Below are 23,590 nucleotides of genomic sequence, written 5' to 3'. Positions count from 1 at the left end.
GCATGGCAGACGCAGATCGGACCTGGACGATATCGAAGCGCATCGGGCGGTTCGCGGGGGATCGCAGGGTCATAGTCCTGCTCGTCGTCGGTGCCGCGTTCCTGTTCGGACGGGCCTGGCTCGCGGAAAATCCGCAGCACGATCCGTGGGCGCCGCTCGACCTGCGCGATCCGCCCGGGTGGACGACCGAGAACAAGCTCGTGGCGCTGAGGGACGATCCCGATGCCTGCCGCGCGGTGCTGGAACGCAGCGACGTGACTTTCACCGCGCTCGAACCGGCGGGCGAGGGGCCGTGCCGCCGGGAAGACCGGACAGTGCTCGGCGACCTGCCGCTCTCACCCGCACCGCCGCCCACGACCTGCCCGGTCGGGATCGCGATGGAGCTCTGGATGCGCGACGTGGTGCAGCCCGCTGCGCAGGAGCGCTACGGCAGTGCCGTCGCCGAGGTGGAGCATTTCGGATCGTTCAGCTGCCGGCGGCTTTACGGGCGCGGCAGCGGACCCTGGAGCGAACACGCGACCGGCAATGCGATCGACATCGCCGCCTTCGTCCTGGACGACGGAACGCGGATCAGCGTGCTGGGAGACTGGGAAGGCGAGGACAATGGCGCGGCGTTCCTGCGCGAGGCGCGGGACGGGGCGTGCGGGCTGTTCGGGACGGTGCTTTCACCGGAATACAACGAGGCGCATCGGGACCATTTCCATTTCGACATGGCGGGGCGCAGCTTCGGAGTCTGCCGCTAGCCTTCCATCGCGTAGCCAGCGGACCGCACGGTGCGGATCGGGTCCTTCGATCCTTCCAGCTCGATCGCCTTGCGCAAGCGCCTGATGTGCACGTCCACGGTTCGCAGCTCGATGTCGCTGCCCGTACCCCATACGCCGTCCAGCAGCTGTCCGCGGCTGAAGACGCGACCGGGGCTTTCCATGAAGAACTTGAGCAGGCGGTATTCGGTAGGGCCGAGTTGCAGCGAACGACCGCGCCGTTCCACCTTGTGGGCCACCGGATCGAGCCGGATATCTCCTACCTCGATCGCCTCGCCTGCGAGCGCGGGCCGGATCCGTCGCATGACCGCCGCCACGCGCGCGAGGAGTTCGCGCGGGCTGAACGGCTTGGTCAGATAATCGTCCGCGCCCGTTTCGAGGCCGCGGATGCGATCGTCCTCCGCTTCGCGCGCGGTCAGCATGATGATGGGGACGTGTGCCGTTTCCTTCGTGCGGCGCAGGCGGCGACAGACCTCTATCCCGCTAGTCCCGTCGATCATCCAGTCGAGAATGATGAGGTCGGGAACGTCCTCGTTCGCCAGGATCAGCGCTTCGTCGCCATCGGACGTGCAGCGAACTTCGTAGCCTTCGTTCTCGAAGCGGAATTCGAGCAGTTCGGAAAGGGCCGGATCGTCTTCGACAAGGAGAAGCTTGGCTGCCGCCATGACTTTCGTTCCCGATTTCATGTGAGTGGTCCTACCGTCGCTATGACGGTTTGGCGACACTTATGTGACGATGTTACCGGTCGCGTTCGGGCGGATACTCCCCGGTGGCCGCGAAGTGCACCATTTCGGCAACGTTGGTGGCATGGTCGCCGATGCGTTCCAGGTTGCGGGCCACGAACAGCAACTGCGCCGCGCTCGAAATGGTCGCAGGATTCTCGACCATGTAACTGGTCACGTTGCGGAAAATGCTGTTGTAGAACGCGTCCACCTTGGCATCCGTGTCGATGACCTCGATCGCTAGGTCCGCATTGCGTGAGGCATAGGCGTGGAGGACGTCATGGACCATTTCGGCCGCGATCTCGCCCATCGCGGGAAGCAGCGTGAGCGGTTCGAACCGCTTGTAGTCCTCCATGTAGTCGACGCGCTTGGCGATGTTCTTGGCATAGTCGCCGATCCGCTCGATGACGCCCGCGATCTTGAGCGCGGCGATCACTTCGCGAAGGTCGTCCGCCATGGGCGCGCGCAGCGCGATGATCCGCACGGCGAGGCGATCGACTTCGGCTTCCATGGCGTCGAGCTTCTTGTCGCCTTCCACCACCGATGCCGCCAGGCTCTCATCACCACGAAGGAGGGCCGTCAGCCCGTCCTGCACTGCCTGTTCGGCAAGCCCGCCCATCTCCGCGATCAGGCCGCGGAGGCGAATGATGTCTTCATCGAAAGATTTGACTGTATGCTCGGCCATCAACCGTAACGTCCTGTGATATAGTCTTTTGTACGCTCTTCTATCGGGTTTGTGAACATGGCGTCCGTTTCGCCGTATTCGACCATTTCACCCAGATGGAAGAAGGCGGTCCGCTGGCTCACACGTGCGGCCTGCTGCATCGAGTGGGTTACGATGACGATCGCGTAGCGATGCCGCAGATCCTCGATCAGTTCCTCGATCCGCGCAGTGGCGATCGGGTCCAGGGCGGAGCAGGGCTCGTCCATCAGGATGACCTCTGGATCGACCGCGATCGCGCGCGCGATGCACAGGCGTTGCTGCTGACCGCCGGAAAGAGCTGTTCCGCTGTCGCTCAGCCGGTCTTTCACCTCTTCCCATAGCCCTGCGCGCTTGAGCGACTTCTCGACGATCGTGTCGAGTTCGTCCTTGCCCGAGGCGATGCCGTGGATGCGGGGACCGTAGGCCACGTTGTCGTAAATCGACTTAGGAAAAGGGTTGGGCTTCTGGAAGACCATCCCGACCCTGGCGCGCAACTGGACCACGTCGATGCTGGGATCGTAGATGTTCTCCCCATCGAGCAGGATATCGCCTTCGACGCGGGCCGAGGCGATCGTGTCGTTCATCCGGTTGAGGACGCGCAGGAAGGTCGACTTGCCGCAGCCCGACGGACCGATGAACGCGGTCACGAACCGGTTCGGGATATCGACAGTCACGCCGTCGATCGCCTTCTTTTCGCCGTACCAGACGGAGACGTCCTGCGCCCGGATCTTGGTTTCGGTCGGCTCGAGGTTGTCGTGAATGACTGTCACCAGGTTTTCTCGAATTTGTTGCGAAGATAAATGGCCACGCCGTTCATCAGCAGGAGGAACAGCAGCAGCACGATGATAGCAGCGGATGTGCGTTCGACGAAGCCGCGATCGATCTCGTCGGACCACAGGAATATCTGGACCGGCAGGACCGTCGCCGGCGCCGTGAAGTCGGCCGGCGGAGTCGCCACGAAGGCACGCATGCCGATCATGAGCAGCGGTGCGGTCTCGCCCAGCGCGCGTGCCATGCCGATGATGGTTCCGGTAAGGATACCGGGCAGGGCGAGCGGGAGGACGTGGTGGAACACGACCTGCAACGGCGAGGCCCCCACACCAAGCGCGCCGTCCCTGATTGAGGGCGGTACCGCCTTGATGGCGTTGCGGCCGGAAATCACAATGACCGGCATGGTCATCAGCGCGAGGGTCATGCCGCCGATAATCGGCGCGGACCGGAAGTTCGGGAATATGGTCAGGAAGACGGCCAGCCCGAGCAGCCCGAAGATGATCGAAGGGACCGCGGCGAGATTGTTGATCGACACCTCAATGATATCGGTCCAGCGGTTCTTGGGCGCGAATTCCTCAAGGTACAGTGCGGCCAGCACGCCGATGGGGAAAGCGAGGACGAGCGTCACCAGCATCGTCAGCATGGACCCCTTCAGCGCGCCCCAGATACCGGCTTCCTGCGGATCGGTGGCGTCCGAGCGTTGCAGGAACCCGAAATCGAAGTTGTTGGCGATCAGGCCGCGTTCGTCGAGCCCGTCGGCAAGCGCCTGAAGCTGCGGATCGCCGTCGTCGGAATAGGCAGTGGCGAGATCGGGGCTGGCCGGTACCCAGAAAGTGCGTTCCCCTTGCGCATTCGCCGTATTGGCGATGATTTCCTGTGCGACGGTACGCCAGGCATTCACGCTGATATGCTCTGCCGCTTCCGATCCGAGCGACTGTTCGGCCGCGGTTGCGACGATCTGCGGCAGGCCCTGCAGTTCCAGGTTCTGCTCGCCGCCGGGTTGCTGCAGGACGTCGGGATTGGCCGACACGGGCGATTCCGCGAAATTGATCGTGACCGGCACTTCGGTCCGCTGGAAGCCGCCGATCCCGTTCCACAGCATATTGCCGAGCAACAGGACGAGGACCGCAACCGAGAAGACGATCGCCGAAAGTCCCAGCAGCTTGAATCGCCGCTCGGACGCATAGCGCTTCTTCAGCCGCCTTTCGAAGGCAGCCGAGCGGGTCGGAAGGTTGCGGGGAGGGGCCGAGACTTCACTCATAGGCTTCGCGGAACCTCTTCACGACGCGCAGGGCGATGTAGTTGAGCGCAAGGGTGACCAGGAACAGTACGAAGCCGAGCGCAAAGGCCGCCAGCGTCGCGGGATGGTCGAAGCTGCCCTCGCCGGTCAGCAGGGCGACGATCTGGACCGTCACCGTGGTCATCGCTTCCAGCGGGTTTCCGGTCAGGTTGGCGGCGGTGGAGGCCGCCATGACGACGATCATCGTCTCGCCGATCGCGCGGCTGACGGCGAGCATCACGCCCGCCACGATGCCGGGAAGGGCGGCGGGCACCAACACCTTCTTGATCGTCTCCGACCGGGTGGCACCCATTGCCAGGCTCCCGTCGCGCATCGAACTCGGAACGGCCGCGATCGAATCGTCCGCCATCGACGAGACGAACGGGATGATCATGACGCCCATCACGAGGCCGGCGGCCAGCGCACTTTCGCTCGATGCGTTGCTGATGCCCACGGCCTGCGCGATGTCGCGGATGAAGGGCGCCACGGTCAGGGCGGCAAAGTAACCGTAAACGACCGTCGGCACGCCCGCGAGTATCTCGAGCGCGGGCTTGATCCAGCGTCGCACCGTCGGGGCGGCGTACTGGGTCAGATAGACGGCGCTCATCAGGCCCAGCGGAATGGCAACGATCATGGCAATGATCGCGCCGATGAAGATGGTGCCCCAGAACAGTGGAATGGCGCCGTACCGCGTCGGATCGGCCGCATCGGGTGCCGTCGTGGGATCGGGACCCCACTGCGTCCCGGTCAGGAACGAGACGGGGTCGACCATTCCGAAAAAGCGGACGGTTTCGAACACGAGGCTGGCGACGATACCGAAGGTCGTGAGAATCGCGACGAGCGATGCCAGCAGGAGAATCGCCATGACGATTCGCTCGACCCGGGTGCGTGCCCGGAAATCCGGCTTCAGCTTGAGGAAAGCGTAGACGCCGCCGACGAACGCGATCAGCAGAGTCACCAATATGCCGATGATGCCATAGAAGGAGATGGCCTCCTCGAATGGCTGCACCAGTCCCTGCGCGCCGGGATTGAAGACGCCGGATGCGTTGCCGCTGGCAACTGCACGGGCTTCCTGGAGCATAGTTTCCCGCTGGAAGCCGAATTCCGGAAGGCTATCGGCCGCGGGAGATGCCAGCACGGACTGCGTGATCAGATAGGGAGAGAGGGCCGACCAGATCGCGATGAAGGCCAGCACCGGAATGAAGACCCACAGGGCCAGATACCACGCGTGATATCCGGGCAGGGAAGCCAGTCGCTTCGAATCGGACTTCTTGTGGAAAGCCCAAGCCCGGGCGCGGCCCGTAAGCCATCCTGCCAGGCCCAGACCCAGCGCCAGCAACAGCAGCAGTGCGACGGACATCAGGCGGTCCCGCCCCGCCGATTCGGGCCGAATCCGTCAGACATCTTGCGAGTGCAGACCCTGTGCATCGGCGCTGTTGGAATCCCTTGTTCGTGCCGGGCCCGCGACGTCGGTCGGGGTCTTGGCGAAGCTGTACACAAATCCGCCTGTCGAATGAATATTACGCGTATGTTACGCCGCCGCCGATACCGGCGAATGTTCCGGAATTCTGACGACCACGGTGGTCCCTTCGCCCAGTTCGCTGGTGATATCCAACCGGCCCGAATGGCGTTCGACGATGTGCTTCACGATCGCAAGACCCAGTCCCGTTCCGCCCGACGCGCGGCTGCGACTGGGGTTGGTGCGATAGAAGCGGCGGGTCAGGTGGGGCAGATGTTCGCGCGCGATTCCCTCGCCGCGGTCGCGGACGGTGAGCCGGGCGTATTCGCCCGCTGCACGATCGAGCGTCACGGTGACCGGCGTACCGTCCGTGCCGTATTTGAGCGCATTGTCGACGAGGTTGCGGACGAGCTGTTCGAGCTGGCGCGGATCACCGATGACATGCACATCGTCCGCGAGTTCGAAAGCCAGCCTTGCCGTGCGCTCCAGTCCGGCGGCATCGTGTGCGGCCTGTCGGACCAGCGCGCCGAAATCGACGATATCCGCTGGCGGATCGTGCTTCTCCGCTTCCACCCTGGAAAGCGACATGAGGTCGCTGACGAGGTTCTGCAGGCGTTTCGCCTCGCTCTGGATCGTGCCGAGAAAGCGCTGCGCGATCGCCGGATCGACATCCTCCGCCTGTTCCTGGAGCGTTTCGACATAGCCGATGATCGAGGCGAGGGGGGTGCGCAATTCATGGCTGGCATTCGCGACGAAGTCGGTGTGCGCGCGACCGATGTCCTGCTGCGCCGTCTGGTTGACCAGTTCGATGACGGCAATGTCGCTGGCGAGTTGCTGGCGCGCGAAGAGCCACTGGTCGCGGCGCCGCGCGACATTGTGGATCACCGCCTGGCCGCTCGATTTCGACTCGATCAGGGCGACAGCTTCGGGATGACGGAAAGCGAGCCGGGCGTCCTGTCCGATGACGTGTCGCCCGAGATCCCGACGCGCTGCGCGATTGGCCAGCGCGACGCGATCGTTCTCGGTTATCAGGACGGGAGAGTGCGAGTTCTCGATGATCTGGCCGAGGCTTTCGAGATCGAAACCGCGCGCGCGTTCCACCAGCTTCACTTCGGGTGGTGCCCAATGGGTCAGCCAGAGCGATCCGCCCCAGAGGAGCAGCACCGAAGCCGCGAGCCCCAGCGATACCTCGAGCACCAGCATGAAGGCCGTGGTGCACAGCGCAAGACCGAAGCCGATCCAGAACAGGGTGTCGCGTTGAGGCATGCCAGCTCCCGAAATTTCGCACTCCAGCGAATCACTTTCGAGCGACCGTATCGTGGAATGGTGACCCCTACGGGAATCGAACCCGTGTTTCAGCCGTGAAAGGGCCGCGTCCTAACCGCTAGACGAAGGGGCCATATCCAAGCCGGGTACGAAACCCGAGGCCGCGATGTGGCGTGGCGGGGCAATTAGGCAGGAGCTTGATGCACGTCAACCCCGCTTTGCTCAATCTGCCCACGCGGCATCCTCCAGATGCAATTCGGCAGCCGGACGAGCGCCCCAGTCGTCGATCTTCGCACGGCCTGCCAGCCACAGGCGACGCCCGCTCGCCGCGTGGAGCAAGGTCTGGCCAAGCTCACTTTCCGCCTGCCGGAATGCGATGCATTTGAGCGATCCGCCATCGGGTCCGCCTGCGATGAGGCGCAGATGGCCGTTCCCGACTACGTCCGCCTTGATAAGGTGGACGGGGCCGACCGCGACGCGCGGTCCGGGCCAGCCGATCCCGTAAGGGCCAGCCTGGTCCAGTTCGCCGACCAGTTCCGGCGTGAGGCCGCGCGGAGCGACGGACAGGTCCAGCTTCAGCTCGCGCGACGCGCCGGCCGCAGCGACCTTGCTTGCAAGTCGGTCCTCCAGGAAATCGCCCAGCGCCTCCACCGTGTCGGCTTTCACGGTCAGACCGGCCGCCATGGCATGTCCGCCACCGGCGACCAGCAGTCCGGCATCCCGGGCCGCGATGATCGCGGCCCCCAGATCCACGCCGGCGATCGAGCGGCCCGAGCCCTTTCCCTCGCCACTGTCACCGTCCAGGGCAATGACGATCGCCGGCTTGCCGGTCTGCTCCTTGAGGCGACCGGCCACGATGCCGATAACGCCCGGGTGCCATCCCCTACCGGCGGCAATCACGATGCTTCGGTTGTGTTGCGCGCCCAGCAGGGCCTCGGCTTCTTCCTGTACAGCTGCCTCGATCGCGCGCCGCTCTTCGTTCAGCTGGGAAAGCTGTTCCGCGATCGCGCGAGCCTCGTCGCGATCCTCCGTCGTCAGCAATCTGACACCCAGCGACGCCTCGCCGACCCGGCCGCCCGCGTTGATGCGGGGTCCGAGCGCGAATCCCAGATCGCTGCAGACTGGAGCGCGCTTCAGCCGACTCGCATCGATCAGCGCATCGAGCCCGACATTGCGGCGATGGCCCATGACTTTGAGGCCTTGCGCGACGAAGGCGCGATTGAGCCCGTGCAGTGCCGCCACGTCGGCGACCGTTCCCAGCGCGACAAGGTCGAGCAATGAGATGAGGTCGGGTTCGGGCCGGCTCTCGAAATAGCCGCGATCGCGCAGGGTCCGACGTAGGGCGATGGACAGCAGGAAGGCGACGCCCACCGCTGCCAGATGGCCGTGCGCGGCGGCATCGTCTCCCTCGTCCAGGCGATTCGGATTGACCAGCGCTGCGGCGTGCGGAAGCTCTGCGGCGCACTTGTGGTGATCGACGACGATGACATCCACGCCTGCATCGCGGGCCATTGCGAGCGCCTCGTACGCCATAGCGCCGCAATCGACGGTGACGATGAGGCTCGAGCCTTCCTCCGCGAGGCGGACGAGCGCCTCGCCGCTTGGGCCGTACCCTTCGAGCAGGCGATCGGGAATGTAGGTGCTCGCATCGCAACCCATCATCCGCAGGGCGCGCACAAGGAGTGCGGCGCTGGTCGCGCCGTCTACGTCGTAATCGCCGAAGATCGTGATCCGCTCGCGCGAGAGGACGGCTTGCGCCAGCCTTTCGGCGGCGACGTCCATGTCCCTGAAGATCGAGGGATCGGGCAGGAAGGCGGCGAGGGTGGGGGAGCGCTGGCGTTCTATGTCGCTCTCCGCCACGCCGCGCGAGAGGAGGAGGTTGCGCAACAAGCCTCCACCGTCGAGCATGCCGGCATCGCCAAGCGCCATGTTGCCGCCGCGCCACCGCCATCGCATCCCGGTGATGGACTTCTCGACGCCGAGGACAGCCGGGGATTGGGTCAACGACATGACGTCACATGTAGCAAACCGCCGCGATGCGCCAAGTCCGGCCGTTTGACTTTCGACAGGACAGTGGCGAGGCTTCGCGGATGGCCGACCGGACCGATACACTCCTCATCGCCTGGCACAGCCGGACGGGCGCGAGCGACGCGATGGCGCGGGCAGCGGCGCAGGGTGCGGGCGACAGGGCGCGCCTGATGCGATGCGACGAGGTGGACGGCGATGCGATCATGGCGGCCGCGGGATACCTGTTCGTGTGTCCGGAGAACCTCGCCACCATGAGTGGGCTCATGAAGGAGATGTTCGACCGCACCTATTACGACGTCCTCGGACGGATCGAGGGAAGGCCCTACGCCACCGCGATCGCTGCCGGGTCGGACGGCGAGGGCGCGCAGCGGCAGATCGACCGCATCGCCAAGGGCTGGCGCCTGAAGCGCGTGGCGGAACCTCTCATCATCGGCACCTCGGCGCAGACGGCCGAGGAGATCTGGGCACCCAAGACGCTGGGCGAGGCCGACCTTGCGCAGTGCCGCGATCTCGGCGGGGGTTTGGCCGAAGGGATCGCCGCCGGCATCTTCTGATGCGCGTCAGGCAATGGAGGCGCGCGCCTCCTCGTATTCCCGCTCCAGCCGGTCGACCCGGTCGGCCACGGTTTCGATCGCCTTCACCGCGCCAACGCCCTGGCCCGAACCCCAGATGTCCTTCCATGCCTTGGCCTTGGTGTTGCCGCCGCTGCCGAAGTTCATCTTGCTCGGATCGCTCGTCGGCAGGTCGTCCGGATCGAGCCCGGCAGCCTCGATCGAGGAGCGCAGGTAGTTGCCGTGAACGCCGGTGAAGAGATTGGTGTAGACGATGCCTTCCGCGCTGCCGTCGACGATGCCCTGCTTGTAGGCCCGGTCCGCATTGGCTTCCTCGGTCGCGATGAAGGCGCTGCCGATATAGGCGAAGTCCGCGCCGAGCGCCTGCGCGGCCAGCACCGCCCGGCCGTGGGCGATGGAGCCGGACAGCGCGACCAGCCCGTCGAACCACTCGCGGATTTCCTGCATCAGCGCGAAGGGGGACTGGGTTCCGGCATGGCCGCCGGCGCCCGCCGCGACGGGGATCAGGCCGTCGGCGCCTTTCTCGATCGCCTTGTGCGCGAAGCGGTTGTTGATGACGTCATGCAGCGTGATCCCGCCCCAGCCGCGCACCGCCTCGAAGATTTCCGGCCGCGCGCCGAGCGAGGTGATGACGAGCGGCACCTGCCATTTGGCGCAGGTATGCATGTCCGCTTCCAGCCTGTCGTTCGAGCGATGGACGATCTGGTTGACGGCGAACGGCGCGGCGGGCCGGTCGGGATTGTGCCTGTTGTGCGCCGCCAGCTCTTCCGTGATCCGGTGCAGCCATTCGTCCAGCTGCGACTGCGGACGGGCATTGAGTGCAGGAAAGCTGCCGACGATGCCGGCCTTGCATTGGGCGATCACCAGTTCCGGGCCGGAGACGATGAACAGCGGCGAACCGATGACGGGCAGGCGCAGGCGGTCGAACGGGGCGGGCAGGGGCATGGCGAAGGTCTCCGTCTCGCTGGATGTGCGAAGGGGCTTATGGCGGGTTCCGCGCGGTGTCGAGATTGCCGTTACGGAAGGTCGAGCACGTGTTCGATCCCGTATGTGCGCGCCGCCGTTCCGGCGAACAGGGCCCGCTTCTCGGCCTCCGATGCGCCCGCGGCGAGCCGCTTGAACGCGTTCCACAGGACAGGGTAGCTCGCACCCCAGCGATCGACCGGATAGTTGCTTTCGAACATGGCGCGGTCCGCGCCGAAGGCTTCTATGCAGGTCTCGATATACGGCTTCCACATGACCGCGAGCTCTTCCGATCCGCAGCCGCGCGCCGGGCCGTCTTCGGGCATCCCGCAGAACGCCATCGCAAGCCCGCCCAGCTTGACCGAGACGTTGGGACAGGCGGCGAGTTCGACGATGGACGTCTTCCAGCGCTGGTAATGCTCGGTGAGGCGTCCGCGATAGCCGGCGACGTTGAGCGGCGTGCCGCAATGGTCGAGGATGATGGGCTGGTCGGGAAAGGCGCGGGCGAGGTCGATCACGTCCGGCAGTTGCGGCTCCAGCACCCAGGCATCGAAGGTCAGGCCCATCTCGCCCAGCACGGCAAAGCCGTCCCGGAAGGCCGCGTCGCGCAGCAGTCCTTCGGGCGCATGGAAGGGCGGGCCGAGTGTCGCGGGATCGGCGTCCCAGGCGGCACTGTGCCGGATCCCGCGAAAGCGACCGTTGCCCGCTGTCGCGAGCGCTTCCAGGACGGCGCGAACCCGCCCGCCCAGGCGAAGGTCGGCATGGCCGACGATGGCCGCGCAGGGCCTGTACGATCCGTAGAGCCCGCTGGCGCCCTGCGCCGCGACGCCGTTCACGAACTCCACCTCGCCGACCGATTTGAGCGCATCGCCGCGCGCCGGATCGTAGAACGCGCCGCACTCCATGAACACGGTACCCAGGATCCGGTGGCCGCTGGCGGTGTCGGCACGCAATTCGTCGAAGGTATAGTAGGCCGCGCCCGCGATCGCCTCGATGAAGGGATGGCGCGGTTCGGGGAAGGCGGGGACGAGCGGCCGCAGGTCCCACAAATGGTGGTGCGGATCGATGATCGGCAGGTCCGGTTCGAGGATCGATTCGGTCATCGTCGTCTCCTGTTATCCCGAGACATGGACCGCATGGACCACTGTCCTCGGGCAAAAAAATTGCCCCGCGCGACGGTGCCGTTTCCACGATGTCGGGAGAGGCAGGTGCGCGAGGTCATGGCCGGAGGCTAGCGCGCCGCTGCCATGTAGGACAGGCTTTCAATTGAGGAGCGTGCGAAACAGGTCTTCGACATCGGCCACCGGGTCCGCGATACGCGGCCAGTCCTCCGGTGGCTGGCGGCGAAACCAGGTAAACTGCCGCTTGGCATAATTACGGGTCGCACGCCGCGCTTCCTCCGCTGCGTCCTCCAGTGTTGTTTCACCCCGCAAGACGCCGGCAAGTTCGGGAACGCCGATGGCGCGCATGACCGGAAGCGCGGGATCGAGTTTGCGAGCGAGCAGGGCTTCGACTTCCCCGATCGCCCCACGGTCGATCATCTGGCCGAACCGCCGGTCGCAGCGTTCGTAAAGCCATTCGCGATCGGGCAACAGGATCAGGGGATGGAGCGTCACCGCATCTCCGATCCCGCCTTCCTTGCGCCCCTGCCACTCGGCCAGCGTCCGCTTGGTCGAGCGGACGACTTCCAGGGCGCGCTGGGTCCGTGCGGTGTCGTTGGGCGACAGGCGCTTCGCGGCCTGCGGGTCCTCGCGCTCCAGCGCCGTTCGCGCGTCCGCGGTCGCAAGTGCGCGAACCCCGGTGCGCACGGCCGGATCGATTTCCGGGATCGGCGCGATCCCGTCCAGCAATGTCCGAAGGTAGAGGCCGGTCCCGCCGCACAGGATCGGCACCGCGTCATCTGCATGGAGGCGCGCGATTTCGCGCTTCGCCGCGTCCGCCCACTGCGCGGCGGAACACGCGTCGGCACCGTCCCACGCCCCGAACAGCAGATGGGGCACGCCGCGCATCTCGCTCTCGTCGGGCCGCGCGCTCAGGATCGCGAGATCGGCATAGACCTGCGCGCTGTCCGCATTGACGACCGCCACCGCGCGGCCCCGCGCCTGCAGGGCCAGCGCCAGATCGACCGCCAGTGCGCTCTTGCCGCTCGCGGTCGGTCCTGCAATGAGCGCCAGCGGTTTCTTGAGCGACGGATCGTCGCCGCTTCCGGGAGAATACGCAGTGCTCATCGCCAGGCTGATAGCAGACCCGGAAGGCTTGGAAACGAAACTGGACGCACTTGCCGACAGCCTTCGCGATGCGGACCTGCCGGTCGCGGAAATGCGGCTGCTGGGCCAGTCCCCCGAAGTGGCGCAATTGTCGCTGCCGGGCGACGACGCGAAGACGCTGCGCCGCCTGCTGGACGAAGCTTTCCCGCAAGCGGACGTGCTGGTCGCACGCGACGAAATCGTCGTGCCGCGCCTGTTCGTCTCCGACATGGATTCGACCATGATCGGGCAGGAATGCATCGACGAACTGGCCGATTTCGCGGGCCTCAAGAGCGAGGTCGCGGCCATTACCGAACGCGCGATGCAGGGGGAGCTCGATTTCGAGGCGGCCCTGCGCGAGCGCGTGGGCCTGCTGGCCGGGCTCGACATGCAGGCGATCGAGGATTGCCTGGAGCAGCGCATCCGCCCGACCGATGGCGCGCGCACGCTCGTCGCCACGCTCCATGCCCGGGGGTGCCGCTCGGTACTGGTCACAGGCGGCTTCCATCACTTTGCCGACCCGGTAGCGGAAACGGTCGGGTTCGAGCGCGTGGTCGGCAATCGTCTGGCGACCGCGGACGGCAAGCTGACGGGCGAACTCGTGGGCGCGATCACCGACAGTGCGACCAAGCGCGCCGTGCTGGCCGAGGAAGCGACGGAGCTGGGTGACGGGGCCGTCTCATGCGCCGCGGGCGACGGGGCGAACGACATCCCGATGCTGGAGGCCGCGGATTACGGCTTCGCCTATCGCGCCAAGCCAAAGGCCCGGATGGCGGCCAACGGAAGGATCGACCGGGGCGACCTGACCGCGATCCTGAAACTGCTCGATATTCCGCAGCACGACTGGGTGATGGAATAGGGCGGCTTTCACTTGTTATTTACACCAGTGTAAGTAATATAAGGGGCATGGAACAGGCAGCCGATTTCGCGAATCAATCGCTCTCCGCTCATGCACAGGACCGCGCGCGCGACGGCACGCCGCTGCGCGATCCCGCCCGGCCGGAACCGAAATACCGGCCGCTGACCGCGCTCCACCACTTCCGGGAACTGCTGAAGGACAAGGAGGACACCAGCCACGTCTTCCGCATCTTCGAGGCGCTGCCCAACAAGTCGTTCAAGACGCGCGTGCGCAACCTGGTGCTGAGCGAGAAGGGGGAGCGGTTGCGCGCCGACGAACCCTATCTGCCGCCGATCCTCGACGATCACGAGACGCTGCGTGAATTGCCGCGCGGCACGGTCGCGCATGCCTATTGCGACTTCATGGAAACCGAAGGCCTTTCGGCCGCCGGTCTGGTCGCCGAAGCGGACAAGCTGGGCCGCAGAAAGTACGACGACCTGACCGCATGGTTCTCCTATCGCTCCCGCGACACGCATGACCTGATGCATGTCCTGACCGGGTACGGGCGCGATGCGCTGGGCGAACAGTGCGTACTGCTGTTCACCCACGGCCAGCAGCCGAGCCACGGGCACCTGCTGATCGGCTATGCCGGGGCGCTCAACATCAAGAAGATGACTCGCGGCAGCAAGGCGCCCGTGCTGAAAGCGGTGCGCCAGGCGCAGCGGACCGGCACCGCGTGCCCGGCGCTCGTCGGCATGTCGATCCGCGACCTGCTGGCAATGAATCTGGACGAGGCGCGCCGCCGCTTCGCCATTCCCGAGCCGCACTGGTACCGCGAATGCCACCGGATCTGGCGCGAGGAAGGCGTCGATCCGTACAATCTGCTGGCAACCGGCGCCGAAGAGGGCGCGCCGCAGGCGGCCTAAATTACAGCCAGCGTCACAGCCAGCTGGAAATCTTCTCCAGCGGCTTCTTTCGCAGAGCGTGTTCCGGCACGGTCGCATCCACGGCCGGGTGTCCCACCACGACGATCATCAACGGCTTTTCCCAATCCGGGCGACCGCACAGCTCGCGCAGGAACCCCATGGGTGAAGGCGTATGCGTCAGCGTCGCCAGCCCCGCTTCGTGCAGGGTTGCGATCAGCAGGCCGCAGGCGATGCCGAGGCTTTCGCTGACGTAGTAGTTCTGCGTGGTGCCGTCTTCCTCGATCCCGCCCTTGCGCTGCGCGAAGCAGGCGATGAGCCAGGGCGCGGTTTCGAGATAGGGCTTGTGCGCATCGGTCCCGATCGGGGCCAGCGCACCGAGCCATTCGTCGCCCGCTTTCGCGGCGCTGTCCCCGTCGCCATAGAACTTGCGCTCCTCGGCCTCCGCCGCCTCGCGGATGGCGCGCTTTTTTTCGGCGGAGGATATCGCCGCGAAATGCCAGGGCTGGTGGTTCGCGCCGCTGGGCGCGGTACCGGCGGCAAGAATCGCATTTTCGATGACTGCCCGAGGCACCGGCGTATTGGCAAAGGCGCGGCAGGAATGGCGTGAGCGCAGCCGCTCGAATGCGGCGGCGGATCGCTGGACGCGCTCCTCGTCCGTCAGGCGGGGCAGGTCGGGGAAGGGCCGGTGCCCTTCGCTCACGCTTCCATCCAGCCTTCGAAGAAGCTGCGATGGGCTTCGCGCATCTCGGTCACCGTCTTGCCGAACAGCGTCTCGCCGCCGACGCGTCCCAGGCGGCGGAAGCCGACGCGGGCGTGGTTCTCGTCCTGCGTCCCTTCGGCGAGCACCCGGTTCAGCGCGTCGGTATCCGGCACGGTGACGAGGTAGCGGCCCTGGTCCTCGCCGAACCACCACTGCGCCTGCGAGTAGTCCGGATTTGCCTCGACCTCTGCGCCGAGCCCGCTCGCCATCGCCATTTCCGCCAGCGCGACCGCGATGCCGCCGTCGGACACGTCGTGCGCCGCGTTGATCAGGCCGTCTTCGATCAGTTGGCGCACGATCTCGCCCGCCGCCTTTTCCAACGTGAGGTCGACCGGCGGTGCGCGGCCCTCGTCGCGGCCGTGGATCTCGCGCAACCAGAGCGACTTGCCCAGATGCGAGCGTTCCGGATCGGGCGTCGCCCATTCTTCCGGCCAGATGAGGTAGATCGCATCCCCTTCCGCCTTGAAGGGCATGGTCATCATGCGATCGTAGTCCTCGATCAGCCCCACGCCGCCGATGGCCGGGGTCGGCAGGATAGCGGAGCCGCCGCCGGTGGCCTTCGATTCGTTGTAGAGCGAGACGTTGCCGCTGACGATCGGGAAGTCGAGCGCGCGGCAGGCGGCGCCCATCCCGTCGAGCGCGTGGACGAACTGCGCCATGATCTCGGGCCGCTGCGGGTTGGCGAAGTTGAGGCAGTTGGTGACCGCCAGCGGCCGCGCGCCGACCGCGCAGAGGTTGCGATAAGCCTCCGCAATCGCCTGCTTCCCGCCTTCGCGCGGGTTCGCATGGACGTAGCGCGGGGTGCAATCGGTGCTGATCGCCAATGCCTTTTTCGTGCCGTGGACCCGGACCACGCCGGCATCCCCGCCGGTCTGGAGAGTGTCCGCGCCGACCTGGCTGTCATACTGTTCGCTGATCCAGCGACGCGAGGCGAGGTCGGGACTGGCGAGAAGCTGCACAAGGTCCGCCCCCACGTCCTGCGAGTCCGGCCGGTCGGTCATGGGCGCGATGCCGGCCCATTCGGTGTATTCCTCCAAGGAGAGATACGGCCGGTCGTATTCCGGCGCGTCCGCGGCAAGCGGGCCGAGCGGGATGTCGCACACCACTTCGCCGTCGAATTCGAGGACCATGTGGCGCGTGTCGGTGACTTCGCCGATGACTGCGAAATCGAGTTCCCACTTCTGGAAGATCGCTTCGGCCATGGCTTCCTTGCCCGGCTTCAGCACCATGAGCATCCGCTCCTGGCTCTCGCTCAGCATCATCTCGTAGGGCGTCATGCCCTCTTCGCGGCAGGGCACCTTGTTCATGTCGAGCCGGATGCCGGCCTTGCCGTTGGTCGCCATTTCCACGCTGGAACTGGTGAGGCCCGCCGCGCCCATGTCTTGGATCGCGACGATCGCGTCGGTCGCCATCAGTTCGAGGCAGGCTTCGATCAGCAGCTTCTCCGTGAACGGATCGCCCACCTGCACGGTGGGGCGCTTTTCTTCCGCGTCCTCGCCGAAATCGGCGCTCGCCATGGTGGCGCCATGGATGCCGTCGCGCCCGGTCTTGGACCCGACATAGACGATCGGATTGCCGACGCCCGTGGCCGCCGAATAAAAGATCCGGTCCGCGTCCGCGACGCCCACGGTCATCGCATTGACGAGGATGTTGCCGTTATAGGCGGGATGGAAGTTGGTCTCCCCGCACACTGTCGGCACGCCCACGCAGTTGCCGTATCCGCCGATGCCCGCGACCACGCCCTGCACCAAGTGCTTCATCTTGGGATGGTCGGGCTGACCGAAGCGCAGCGCGTTGGCGTTCGCCACTGGCCGCGCGCCCATGGTGAAGACGTCGCGCAGGATGCCGCCCACGCCCGTCGCCGCGCCCTGGTAGGGTTCGATGTAGCTCGGGTGGTTGTGGCTCTCCATCTTGAAGATGGCCGCCTGCCCGTCGCCGATGTCGATCACGCCGGCATTCTCGCCCGGGCCGCAGATCACCCAAGGCGCCTCGGTCGGCAGCTTCTTCAAATGCAGCCGGCTCGACTTGTAGGAGCAGTGTTCGCTCCACATGACCGAGAAGATGCCGAGTTCCACGAGGTTGGGCTCGCGGCCGAGGGCGTTCAGGACGCGCTCGTATTCCTCGATGCTGAGGCCGTGCTGCTCGACGATTTCTGGGGTGATTCCGCTCATGGCGAAATCCCCTAGCGCCAAGCCGCGCACCCTTCCAGAGGGGGCGCTCTTCCAGAGGGGGCGCTAGGTCGTGGAAAAAGTCAGGCTGGCATGGCGCTTGTGCCAGCGCGTGTCCCCCGCCCATTTCGCGAGCAGGGTGATGATGCCGAAGGCAAGGATGCCCGAGACGTAGAATGCCGTCACTGAAGCGGGCTCCGGCCCGAACCAGGCATAGGCCTGCAGCGCCAGCATCACGCCCATCAGGACCAGCGGCGGCCCGACCGGCCCCTTGGTCCGCCGCAGGAAGAACGCGAAGGCCGCGATGATGAGCGCCAGCTCCAGCGGGATGGCGATCCAGGGGAAGTTCCACAGGCCGAGGCCGAGCCGGTCATCGCCGCCCGCCAGGGTCAGGTCCGGCACGTGGACCAGCAGGTCGAGAAACCAGTGCGACAGCACGACGCAACCGGCGAGCAGGCCCGCCAGCGCCTCGCGGAAGACGATCGCGGTCCCGAGGCCGAAGGCGGTCGCCCAGGCCGCAGTCCCGGCGAGACTGTGCGTATAGGGGAGGTGCACCAGTTCGAGCGGGTTCATCGCACTGGCACCCGGCGTGATCCGCATCGATTCGATGCCGGCCAGGCCGAGCGCGAAGAACGCCCAGTCGACCAGTTGTGCCGCGACGAAAAGCGTCGCGAGCTTGGGCGCGCGCCGGCTGAGGGCGGCAGCAGCCAGGGCGGGGGCGAAGTGACCGATGAACATGCGTCGCCAGCCCTATCGGCGCATCCCGCGGTTCGCATGTGTACGCCGCCGTCCGGCCATGATCCGGCGGCCCTTGCGGGCAAAATGTCGCTGCATCGAATCCCCCAATCCCTGCTGCCACTTTGCTTGACCAAGAGACCGGTGGCGGTCAATGCGTCATTCATGGCCGAAAATACCGAAGACGTGAGCGCGATGACCTTCGAAGACGCGCTCAGAGCGCTGGAAGAGGTTGTGCACAAACTGGAAAGCGGCGACGTGCCGCTGGACCAGTCGATCGCGCTCTACGAACGCGGCGAAGTCCTGCGCAAGCACTGTCAGGCGCGGCTCGACGCGGCGCAGGCGCGGATCGAGCAGATCGTGTCCGGCCCGGACGGGAAGGCGACCGGGACGGTGCCTTTCGACACCGGCAACTGAGGGCTGGGCCAGTGGAACTCGTATCCGACAATCCGCTGCCCGAGGCTCTTTCGCGCATCCAGGAAGAGGTGGATGCCGAATTCGATTTCCTGCTGCCGGTGCCGCAGGACACGCGATCGCGCCTCGTCGAAGCCATGCGCTACGCCACGATCGGCGGCGGCAAGCGCGTGCGGCCCCTGCTGGTGAAGGCGATTGCCGATCTTTACGGTGTCGATCGCAAGCTGTCCGTCAGGGCCGGCTGCGCAGTGGAATCGATCCACGTCTATTCCCTGATCCATGACGACCTGCCATGCATGGACGACGACGATTTGCGCCATGGCAAGCCGACATTGCACAACGCCTTCGACGAGGCGACCGCGGTCCTTGCCGGGGACTCGCTGCACGCGCTCGCATTCGAGATCCTCGCCGATGCCGCGACTTTCGTGGACCCGTTCACGCGTGCGGCCCTCGTCAGCACGCTGGCCCGGGCCAGCGGCAAGGACGGCATGGCCGGCGGGCAGATGATGGACATGGCGTCCGAAGCCGTCGACTACGACCTGCCCGCGATTACGCGGCTCCAGCAACTGAAGACCGGCGCGCTGCTGGGCGCATCGGTCGAAATGGGCGCGGTCCTTGCCAAGCTGTCGGTCGAAGGACGGGGGCACCTGCGCGCCTACGCCCGCGATATCGGCCTGGCCTTCCAGATCGCCGACGACCTGCTCGATGTCGAGGGGGACGAGGACGCCGCCGGCAAGGCGCTGCGCAAGGACGAGGAGCAGGGCAAGCAGACCTTCGTCACGCTGATGGGCGTGGAGGGTGCGCGCAAGCAGGCCACGCTCCTGGTCGAACAGGCGATTGGCCATCTGGCGCAGCACGGCAAGGAAGCGGACCTCTTGCGCAGCCTGGCGCGGTTTATCGTGGAGCGCGACCGGTGAGCGAACGTATCGGCATCTATCCCGGGACGTTCGATCCCATCACGCTGGGCCATCGCGACATCATCCGGCGCGGGGCCAAGCTGGTCGACCGGCTGATCATCGGCGTCACCACCAACCCGTCGAAGAACCCGATGTTCGAGACGGAAGAGCGGCTCGCGATGGTGAAGCGCGAGGTCGCGGACCTCGACTGCGGCAATGTCGAGGTGGTGGGGTTCGATGCCCTGCTGATGAAGTTCGCCCGGAAGCAGGGTGCCAATGTCATCGTGCGCGGCCTGCGCGCGGTCGCGGATTTCGAATACGAATACCAGATGGCCGGCATGAACCAGCAGCTGGATGACGAGATCGAGACGGTCTTCCTCATGGCCGATGTCAGCCTGCAGCCCATCGCATCCAAGCTGGTCAAGGAAATCGCCATGTATGGCGGGGACATCGCCCCCTTCGTCAGTATGGCGGTACGCGACGACGTGACCGCCCGGGTGGATAAGATCGGGCGCAAGGGCGACTACTGACGTCCATTCATTGATCGGACAGAGGCGCGCGGCTATCCGGCACTCCACCTTTCCGAACGGACAGACTGACGGGATATCCATGTTTGCACGATTTCTGACTGCCGGCGCGCTTGCCGCCCTGGCCTTCACCCCGACCCTTTCGCTGGCGCAGGAAGCGGACGAAGCGCCCGCCGCCACCACGCGCGTGCAGTACGAAGCGATCAGCTACGACCAGAACGTGGAGCAGGAAAACGTCTGGCTGCTCGACCTGTCCAACGGCGAGCGGGTCGCGATCCGCCTGATGCCGAGCTGGGCACCCAACCACGTGGAGCGGATCAAGACGCTGACCCGCCAAGGCTTCTACGACGGGGTGATCTTCCACCGCGTGATCGAAGGTTTCATGGCGCAGTCCGGCGATCCGACCGGCACGGGCGAGGGCGGATCGCAGCTTCCCGACCTCGAGGAAGAATTCAATCCGATGCCGCATATTCGCGGCACCGTGTCCATGGCCCGCGCGCAGAGCGAAGACAGCGCGAACAGCCAGTTCTTCATCGTGTTCTATCCGAACTTCCGCCTGGACCGGAACTACACCAATTTCGGCCGCGTGATCGGCAACATGGCCGCGGTCGACGCGATCAACCGCGGCGAGCCGCCCGCCAACCCGACCCGCATCATCCAGGCCAGCATGGCGTCGGACAACAAGCCCCGGCCGGCGATGAACGTCGTGCCGCGCGAGACGGTGACGGTGGACGAGCTGAACGCCCCGATCGAATAATCCTCCCGCAAGGGCGCGGGATTTGGTAGCGGCGCGCCATGCGCGTCGACCTCTTCGATTTCGAACTCCCGCCCGAGCGGATCGCCCTGCGCCCCGTGACGCCGCGCGATGCCGCGCGCATGCTGCTCGTGCGCGGGGAGGGCGCCTTCGAGGACCGGAGCGTCCGCGACCTGCCCGACCTGCTGCAGTCAGGCGATGTTTTGGTCTTCAACGATACCAAGGTCATCCCCGCACAATTGCAGGGTACACGGGGCGAAGCGCGCATCGGCGCGACCCTGCACAAGCGCATCGACCTGCGACGCTGGCAGGCCTTTATCCGCAACGCCAAGCGGCTTCGCGAAGGCGACCGGATCGATTTCGGCCGGGATGTCACCGCGATAGCGGAAAGCCGCCTTGCCGACGGCAGCTTCGTGCTGGCGTTCGAAGGGGCGGAGCCGGTCGAGATCCTGCTGGAACGGGCCGGCACCATGCCGCTGCCGCCCTATATCGCCGGCAAGCGCGCCACGGACGAGCGGGACCGGGAAGACTACCAGACGATGTTCGCACAGCGCGACGGCGCAGTCGCGGCGCCCACAGCCTCGCTGCATTTCACGCCCGCGCTCATGGCGGCGCTCGGTGAACGCGGCGTGGAAAGCGCCGTCCTCACGCTCCATGTCGGGGCCGGCACCTTCCTGCCGGTCAAGGCGGACGATACCGAAGAACATGTGATGCATTCCGAGTGGGGCCGGGTGGACCAGGCAACGGCCGACCGGCTCAATGCCGCGCGCGCGGACGGCCGGCGGGTAATCGCAGTGGGTACGACCAGCCTGCGCCTGCTGGAAAGCGCGGCGGACGAGAGCGGGACGATACGGCCGTTCGAGGGCGATACCGACATCTTCATCACGCCCGGCTACCGCTTCCGCGCGATCGACGGGCTGATGACGAATTTCCACCTGCCGCGCTCCACCCTGTTCATGCTCGTCAGCGCCTTGATGGGCCGGGACCGCATGGTGGCCGCTTACGCGCACGCGATCGCGCAGGAGTACCGGTTTTATAGCTATGGCGATTCGTCGCTGCTGCTGCCATGAGCCGGCCATGACAGACACAGTCGCCGAGCCGATCCTTCGCATCAGCAACCTGACCAAGGTCTATGACGGCGGCTTCAAGGCCCTCGACGATGTCGATCTGGACATAAGGAAAGGCGAGATTTTCGCCCTTCTCGGGCCGAACGGGGCGGGCAAGACGACCCTGATCGGCGCGGTGTGCGGGCTGGTCCGGGTGACTTCGGGCACGATCCACGCCTTCGGACACGACATGGCGAAGGACTGGCGCGCGGCGCGCAAGCGGATCGGCCTCGTCCCGCAGGAACTCAGCACCGACATGTTCGAACCGGTGCACCGCGCGGTCAGCTATTCGCGCGGCCTGTTCGGCCTTGCGCGGGACGACGACCGGATCGAGGAGATCCTGCGCAGTCTCAGCCTGTGGGACAAGCGCGACGAACGGATCATGGCCCTTTCGGGCGGCATGAAGCGCCGCGTGCTCATCGCCAAAGCGCTGGCGCACGAGCCCGACCTCTTGTTCCTGGACGAACCGACCGCGGGCGTGGACGTGGAACTGCGCAAGGGCATGTGGGCGATCATCGACCAGATGCGCGCGCGGGGCGTCACCATCATCCTCACCACGCATTATATCGAGGAAGCCGAGCTGATGTCCGACCGGGTCGGCATCATCAACAAGGGCCGCATCCTGATGGTCGACGAGAAGACCGCCATGATGGGCCGGCTCGGCCGGACCGAGGCACACATCGCGCTGGCCGAACCGATGGACACGATCCCGCACGCGATCGCGGGTTTCCCCGTCGAACTGCAGGAGGGCGGACGGACACTTTGCTATCGCGGCGGCGACGGATCGGGCAAGGGCAAGGCCGAAGTCGCGGAGCTTACGAAGGCGCTGACCCGCGCCGGGATCGACTATGTAGGTATCGACACGCGGGAGAGCAGCCTCGAGGAGATTTTCGTCTCGCTGCTGGGTGAAGGGGAGCAGTCGGCATGATCAACTGGCGGTCCACCAGGGCCATCTACACCCGCGAGCTACTGCGTTTCCTGCGCACCGCCTTTCAGTCGGTGCTGGCGCCGGTGCTGACGACTGCGCTCTATTTCATCGTGTTCGGCGCGGCGATCGGCGGGCGCATGCCCGACCTCGGCGGGGTGGACTACGCCGCCTTCATCATCCCCGGACTGCTGATGCTGACCCTGCTGGGCGAGACGACCAGCAATTCCAGCTTCGGTATCTACATGCCGCGCTTCACCGGGACGATCTACGAATTGCTGAGCGCGCCCGTGGGCGTGGCCGAAACGCTGATCGGCTTCGTCGGCGCGGCCGCGACCAAGAGCCTGATCCTCGCCGCGATCATCCTGCTGACCGCGCGATTGTTCGTCGATTACACAATCGCCTACCCGTTCCTCGCCATACTCTACATCATGCTGGTGGCCGCCGCTTTCAGCCTGTTCGGTTTCACATTGGGAATATGGGCGGACAATTTCGAGAAGCTGGGCATCATCCCCATGCTCATCCTGACACCGCTCACGTTCTTGGGCGGGACATTCTACTCGCTCGACATGCTGCCCGACCCCTGGGACAAGATCGCGCTCGCCAACCCGATCGCCTTCCTCGTCAGCGGCCTGCGCTGGACGTTCTACGGCGAGGCGGACGTCTCGATCTGGCTCTCGCTCGGCCTGACGCTCGGCTTCCTCGCCGTATGCGTCGGGATCATCGCATACATATTCAGGACGGGCTGGCGACTGCGCAGCTAACCGGCCA

At 65.8% G+C, this 23,590-nt stretch carries 24 protein-coding genes and 1 tRNA gene; 11 read left to right on the top strand and 14 right to left on the bottom strand.

Going from position 1 to position 23,590, the window contains the following annotated elements:
* Positions 1-2 precede the first annotated feature (2 nt).
* Positions 3-743 (top strand): extensin family protein, encoded by a 741-nt coding sequence (locus AB1K63_RS04045; RefSeq protein WP_366958664.1) that lies wholly within the window; start codon positions 3-5, stop codon positions 741-743.
* On the opposite strand, the gene phoB is transcribed toward AB1K63_RS04045, so the two are convergent.
* From phoB to recJ, 8 genes are all read right to left on the bottom strand, one after another.
* A complete protein-coding gene (gene phoB, locus AB1K63_RS04040) occupies positions 740-1,426 on the bottom strand; it encodes a phosphate regulon transcriptional regulator PhoB (protein WP_366960640.1) in 687 nt (228 codons plus the stop codon). The two genes, AB1K63_RS04045 and phoB, sit on opposite strands and share 4 nt — an antisense overlap.
* 73 nt (positions 1,427-1,499) lie before the next feature.
* Positions 1,500-2,168, bottom strand: coding sequence for a phosphate signaling complex protein PhoU (phoU, locus tag AB1K63_RS04035; RefSeq protein WP_366958663.1), 669 nt, complete (start codon positions 2,166-2,168; stop codon positions 1,500-1,502).
* Positions 2,168-2,956 (bottom strand): phosphate ABC transporter ATP-binding protein PstB, encoded by a 789-nt coding sequence (gene pstB / locus AB1K63_RS04030; RefSeq protein WP_366958662.1) that lies wholly within the window; start codon positions 2,954-2,956, stop codon positions 2,168-2,170. Before pstB ends, phoU begins: the two co-directional genes overlap by 1 nt.
* Entirely contained in the window at positions 2,953-4,218 is a 1,266-nt protein-coding gene (gene pstA, locus AB1K63_RS04025) for a phosphate ABC transporter permease PstA (protein ID WP_366958661.1), read from the bottom strand. The genes pstB and pstA overlap by 4 nt, the downstream gene beginning before the upstream one ends.
* The gene (pstC, locus tag AB1K63_RS04020) at positions 4,211-5,596 is read right to left on the bottom strand and encodes a phosphate ABC transporter permease subunit PstC (protein WP_366958660.1); all 1,386 of its coding nucleotides are present in this window, start codon (positions 5,594-5,596) and stop codon (positions 4,211-4,213) included. Before pstC ends, pstA begins: the two co-directional genes overlap by 8 nt.
* A gap of 171 nt (positions 5,597-5,767) precedes the next feature.
* Positions 5,768-6,961, bottom strand: a complete 1,194-nt coding sequence (locus tag AB1K63_RS04015; protein WP_366958659.1) for an ATP-binding protein — start codon at positions 6,959-6,961, stop codon at positions 5,768-5,770.
* Between the two features lie 58 nt (positions 6,962-7,019).
* Positions 7,020-7,094 (bottom strand) — tRNA-Glu (locus AB1K63_RS04010).
* An 89-nt stretch (positions 7,095-7,183) separates the two neighbouring features.
* Positions 7,184-8,971: a single-stranded-DNA-specific exonuclease RecJ gene (gene recJ / locus AB1K63_RS04005; protein WP_366958658.1), complete on the bottom strand. Its 1,788-nt coding sequence runs from the start codon at positions 8,969-8,971 to the stop codon at positions 7,184-7,186.
* Between the two features lie 80 nt (positions 8,972-9,051).
* On the opposite strand from recJ, the gene AB1K63_RS04000 reads away from it, so the two are divergent.
* The gene (locus AB1K63_RS04000; protein WP_366958657.1) at positions 9,052-9,543 is read left to right on the top strand and encodes an NAD(P)H-dependent oxidoreductase; all 492 of its coding nucleotides are present in this window, start codon (positions 9,052-9,054) and stop codon (positions 9,541-9,543) included.
* A 6-nt stretch (positions 9,544-9,549) separates the two neighbouring features.
* On the opposite strand, the gene AB1K63_RS03995 is transcribed toward AB1K63_RS04000, so the two are convergent.
* The 3 genes from AB1K63_RS03995 to miaA all read right to left on the bottom strand — a co-directional run bounded on the left by AB1K63_RS03995 (position 9,550) and on the right by miaA (position 12,752).
* Positions 9,550-10,506: a nitronate monooxygenase family protein gene (locus tag AB1K63_RS03995; RefSeq protein ID WP_366958656.1), complete on the bottom strand. Its 957-nt coding sequence runs from the start codon at positions 10,504-10,506 to the stop codon at positions 9,550-9,552.
* Positions 10,507-10,577: 71 nt separating this feature from the next.
* Positions 10,578-11,627, bottom strand: coding sequence for an amidohydrolase family protein (locus AB1K63_RS03990; RefSeq protein WP_366958655.1), 1,050 nt, complete (start codon positions 11,625-11,627; stop codon positions 10,578-10,580).
* Between the two features lie 159 nt (positions 11,628-11,786).
* Entirely contained in the window at positions 11,787-12,752 is a 966-nt protein-coding gene (miaA, locus tag AB1K63_RS03985) for a tRNA (adenosine(37)-N6)-dimethylallyltransferase MiaA (protein ID WP_366958654.1), read from the bottom strand.
* On the opposite strand from miaA, the gene serB reads away from it, so the two are divergent.
* Positions 12,745-13,629 carry a phosphoserine phosphatase SerB gene (gene serB, locus AB1K63_RS03980; RefSeq protein WP_366958652.1) on the top strand — a complete coding sequence of 295 codons (885 nt, stop codon included), beginning with the start codon at positions 12,745-12,747 and terminating at the stop codon, positions 13,627-13,629. The genes miaA and serB overlap by 8 nt on opposite strands.
* 47 nt (positions 13,630-13,676) lie before the next feature.
* On the top strand, positions 13,677-14,534 hold the full coding sequence (locus AB1K63_RS03975) for a Coq4 family protein (RefSeq protein ID WP_366958650.1): 858 nt from the start codon (positions 13,677-13,679) through the stop codon (positions 14,532-14,534).
* Between the two features lie 13 nt (positions 14,535-14,547).
* Here AB1K63_RS03975 and AB1K63_RS03970 read toward each other — a convergent pair whose 3' ends face one another.
* The 3 genes from AB1K63_RS03970 to AB1K63_RS03960 all read right to left on the bottom strand — a co-directional run bounded on the left by AB1K63_RS03970 (position 14,548) and on the right by AB1K63_RS03960 (position 18,200).
* Positions 14,548-15,234 carry a nitroreductase family protein gene (locus tag AB1K63_RS03970; RefSeq protein WP_366958649.1) on the bottom strand — a complete coding sequence of 229 codons (687 nt, stop codon included), beginning with the start codon at positions 15,232-15,234 and terminating at the stop codon, positions 14,548-14,550.
* Positions 15,231-17,465, bottom strand: coding sequence for a phosphoribosylformylglycinamidine synthase subunit PurL (purL, locus tag AB1K63_RS03965; protein ID WP_366958648.1), 2,235 nt, complete (start codon positions 17,463-17,465; stop codon positions 15,231-15,233). Before purL ends, AB1K63_RS03970 begins: the two co-directional genes overlap by 4 nt.
* A gap of 63 nt (positions 17,466-17,528) precedes the next feature.
* Positions 17,529-18,200, bottom strand: a complete 672-nt coding sequence (locus AB1K63_RS03960; RefSeq protein ID WP_366958647.1) for a hypothetical protein — start codon at positions 18,198-18,200, stop codon at positions 17,529-17,531.
* A 162-nt stretch (positions 18,201-18,362) separates the two neighbouring features.
* On the opposite strand from AB1K63_RS03960, the gene AB1K63_RS03955 reads away from it, so the two are divergent.
* The 7 genes from AB1K63_RS03955 (at position 18,363) to AB1K63_RS03925 (ending at position 23,583) form a co-directional block, all read left to right on the top strand.
* The gene (locus AB1K63_RS03955) at positions 18,363-18,614 is read left to right on the top strand and encodes an exodeoxyribonuclease VII small subunit (protein ID WP_366958646.1); all 252 of its coding nucleotides are present in this window, start codon (positions 18,363-18,365) and stop codon (positions 18,612-18,614) included.
* An 11-nt stretch (positions 18,615-18,625) separates the two neighbouring features.
* Entirely contained in the window at positions 18,626-19,528 is a 903-nt protein-coding gene (locus AB1K63_RS03950; RefSeq protein ID WP_366958645.1) for a farnesyl diphosphate synthase, read from the top strand.
* Positions 19,525-20,037, top strand: coding sequence for a pantetheine-phosphate adenylyltransferase (gene coaD, locus AB1K63_RS03945; protein ID WP_366958644.1), 513 nt, complete (start codon positions 19,525-19,527; stop codon positions 20,035-20,037). The genes AB1K63_RS03950 and coaD overlap by 4 nt, the downstream gene beginning before the upstream one ends.
* A gap of 79 nt (positions 20,038-20,116) precedes the next feature.
* The gene (locus tag AB1K63_RS03940) at positions 20,117-20,791 is read left to right on the top strand and encodes a peptidylprolyl isomerase (RefSeq protein WP_366958643.1); all 675 of its coding nucleotides are present in this window, start codon (positions 20,117-20,119) and stop codon (positions 20,789-20,791) included.
* Positions 20,792-20,829: 38 nt separating this feature from the next.
* Positions 20,830-21,858: a tRNA preQ1(34) S-adenosylmethionine ribosyltransferase-isomerase QueA gene (gene queA / locus AB1K63_RS03935; RefSeq protein WP_366958642.1), complete on the top strand. Its 1,029-nt coding sequence runs from the start codon at positions 20,830-20,832 to the stop codon at positions 21,856-21,858.
* A gap of 7 nt (positions 21,859-21,865) precedes the next feature.
* The gene (locus AB1K63_RS03930) at positions 21,866-22,822 is read left to right on the top strand and encodes an ABC transporter ATP-binding protein (protein ID WP_366958641.1); all 957 of its coding nucleotides are present in this window, start codon (positions 21,866-21,868) and stop codon (positions 22,820-22,822) included.
* Complete coding sequence (locus tag AB1K63_RS03925) at positions 22,819-23,583, top strand: ABC transporter permease (RefSeq protein WP_366958640.1); 765 nt, start codon at positions 22,819-22,821, stop codon at positions 23,581-23,583. Before AB1K63_RS03930 ends, AB1K63_RS03925 begins: the two co-directional genes overlap by 4 nt.
* Positions 23,584-23,590: the final 7 nt, after the last annotated feature.

The organism is Qipengyuania sp. JC766 (assembly GCF_040717445.1).
In the GTDB taxonomy this organism is placed as follows: Bacteria; Pseudomonadota; Alphaproteobacteria; order Sphingomonadales; family Sphingomonadaceae; genus JC766.
Note: the sequence above shows the minus strand (reverse complement) of the source record. Positions and strands in the feature narration are given on the sequence as shown.

What these genes read in the sequence shown, in the direction of transcription:
- AB1K63_RS04045 (WP_366958664.1), top strand. Translation starts at nt 3, where the DNA reads ATGGCAGACGCAGATCGGACCTGGACGATATCGAAGCGCATCGGGCGG.
- phoB (WP_366960640.1), bottom strand. Translation starts at nt 1,426, where the DNA reads ATGGCGGCAGCCAAGCTTCTCCTTGTCGAAGACGATCCGGCCCTTTCC.
- phoU (WP_366958663.1), bottom strand. Translation starts at nt 2,168, where the DNA reads ATGGCCGAGCATACAGTCAAATCTTTCGATGAAGACATCATTCGCCTC.
- pstA (WP_366958661.1), bottom strand. Translation starts at nt 4,218, where the DNA reads ATGAGTGAAGTCTCGGCCCCTCCCCGCAACCTTCCGACCCGCTCGGCT.
- pstC (WP_366958660.1), bottom strand. Translation starts at nt 5,596, where the DNA reads ATGTCCGTCGCACTGCTGCTGTTGCTGGCGCTGGGTCTGGGCCTGGCA.
- AB1K63_RS04015 (WP_366958659.1), bottom strand. Translation starts at nt 6,961, where the DNA reads ATGCCTCAACGCGACACCCTGTTCTGGATCGGCTTCGGTCTTGCGCTG.
- recJ (WP_366958658.1), bottom strand. Translation starts at nt 8,971, where the DNA reads ATGTCGTTGACCCAATCCCCGGCTGTCCTCGGCGTCGAGAAGTCCATC.
- AB1K63_RS04000 (WP_366958657.1), top strand. Translation starts at nt 9,052, where the DNA reads ATGGCCGACCGGACCGATACACTCCTCATCGCCTGGCACAGCCGGACG.
- AB1K63_RS03995 (WP_366958656.1), bottom strand. Translation starts at nt 10,506, where the DNA reads ATGCCCCTGCCCGCCCCGTTCGACCGCCTGCGCCTGCCCGTCATCGGT.
- AB1K63_RS03990 (WP_366958655.1), bottom strand. Translation starts at nt 11,627, where the DNA reads ATGACCGAATCGATCCTCGAACCGGACCTGCCGATCATCGATCCGCAC.
- miaA (WP_366958654.1), bottom strand. Translation starts at nt 12,752, where the DNA reads ATGAGCACTGCGTATTCTCCCGGAAGCGGCGACGATCCGTCGCTCAAG.
- AB1K63_RS03975 (WP_366958650.1), top strand. Translation starts at nt 13,677, where the DNA reads ATGGAACAGGCAGCCGATTTCGCGAATCAATCGCTCTCCGCTCATGCA.
- purL (WP_366958648.1), bottom strand. Translation starts at nt 17,465, where the DNA reads ATGAGCGGAATCACCCCAGAAATCGTCGAGCAGCACGGCCTCAGCATC.
- AB1K63_RS03960 (WP_366958647.1), bottom strand. Translation starts at nt 18,200, where the DNA reads ATGTTCATCGGTCACTTCGCCCCCGCCCTGGCTGCTGCCGCCCTCAGC.
- AB1K63_RS03955 (WP_366958646.1), top strand. Translation starts at nt 18,363, where the DNA reads ATGGCCGAAAATACCGAAGACGTGAGCGCGATGACCTTCGAAGACGCG.
- AB1K63_RS03940 (WP_366958643.1), top strand. Translation starts at nt 20,117, where the DNA reads ATGTTTGCACGATTTCTGACTGCCGGCGCGCTTGCCGCCCTGGCCTTC.
- queA (WP_366958642.1), top strand. Translation starts at nt 20,830, where the DNA reads ATGCGCGTCGACCTCTTCGATTTCGAACTCCCGCCCGAGCGGATCGCC.
- AB1K63_RS03930 (WP_366958641.1), top strand. Translation starts at nt 21,866, where the DNA reads ATGACAGACACAGTCGCCGAGCCGATCCTTCGCATCAGCAACCTGACC.
- AB1K63_RS03925 (WP_366958640.1), top strand. Translation starts at nt 22,819, where the DNA reads ATGATCAACTGGCGGTCCACCAGGGCCATCTACACCCGCGAGCTACTG.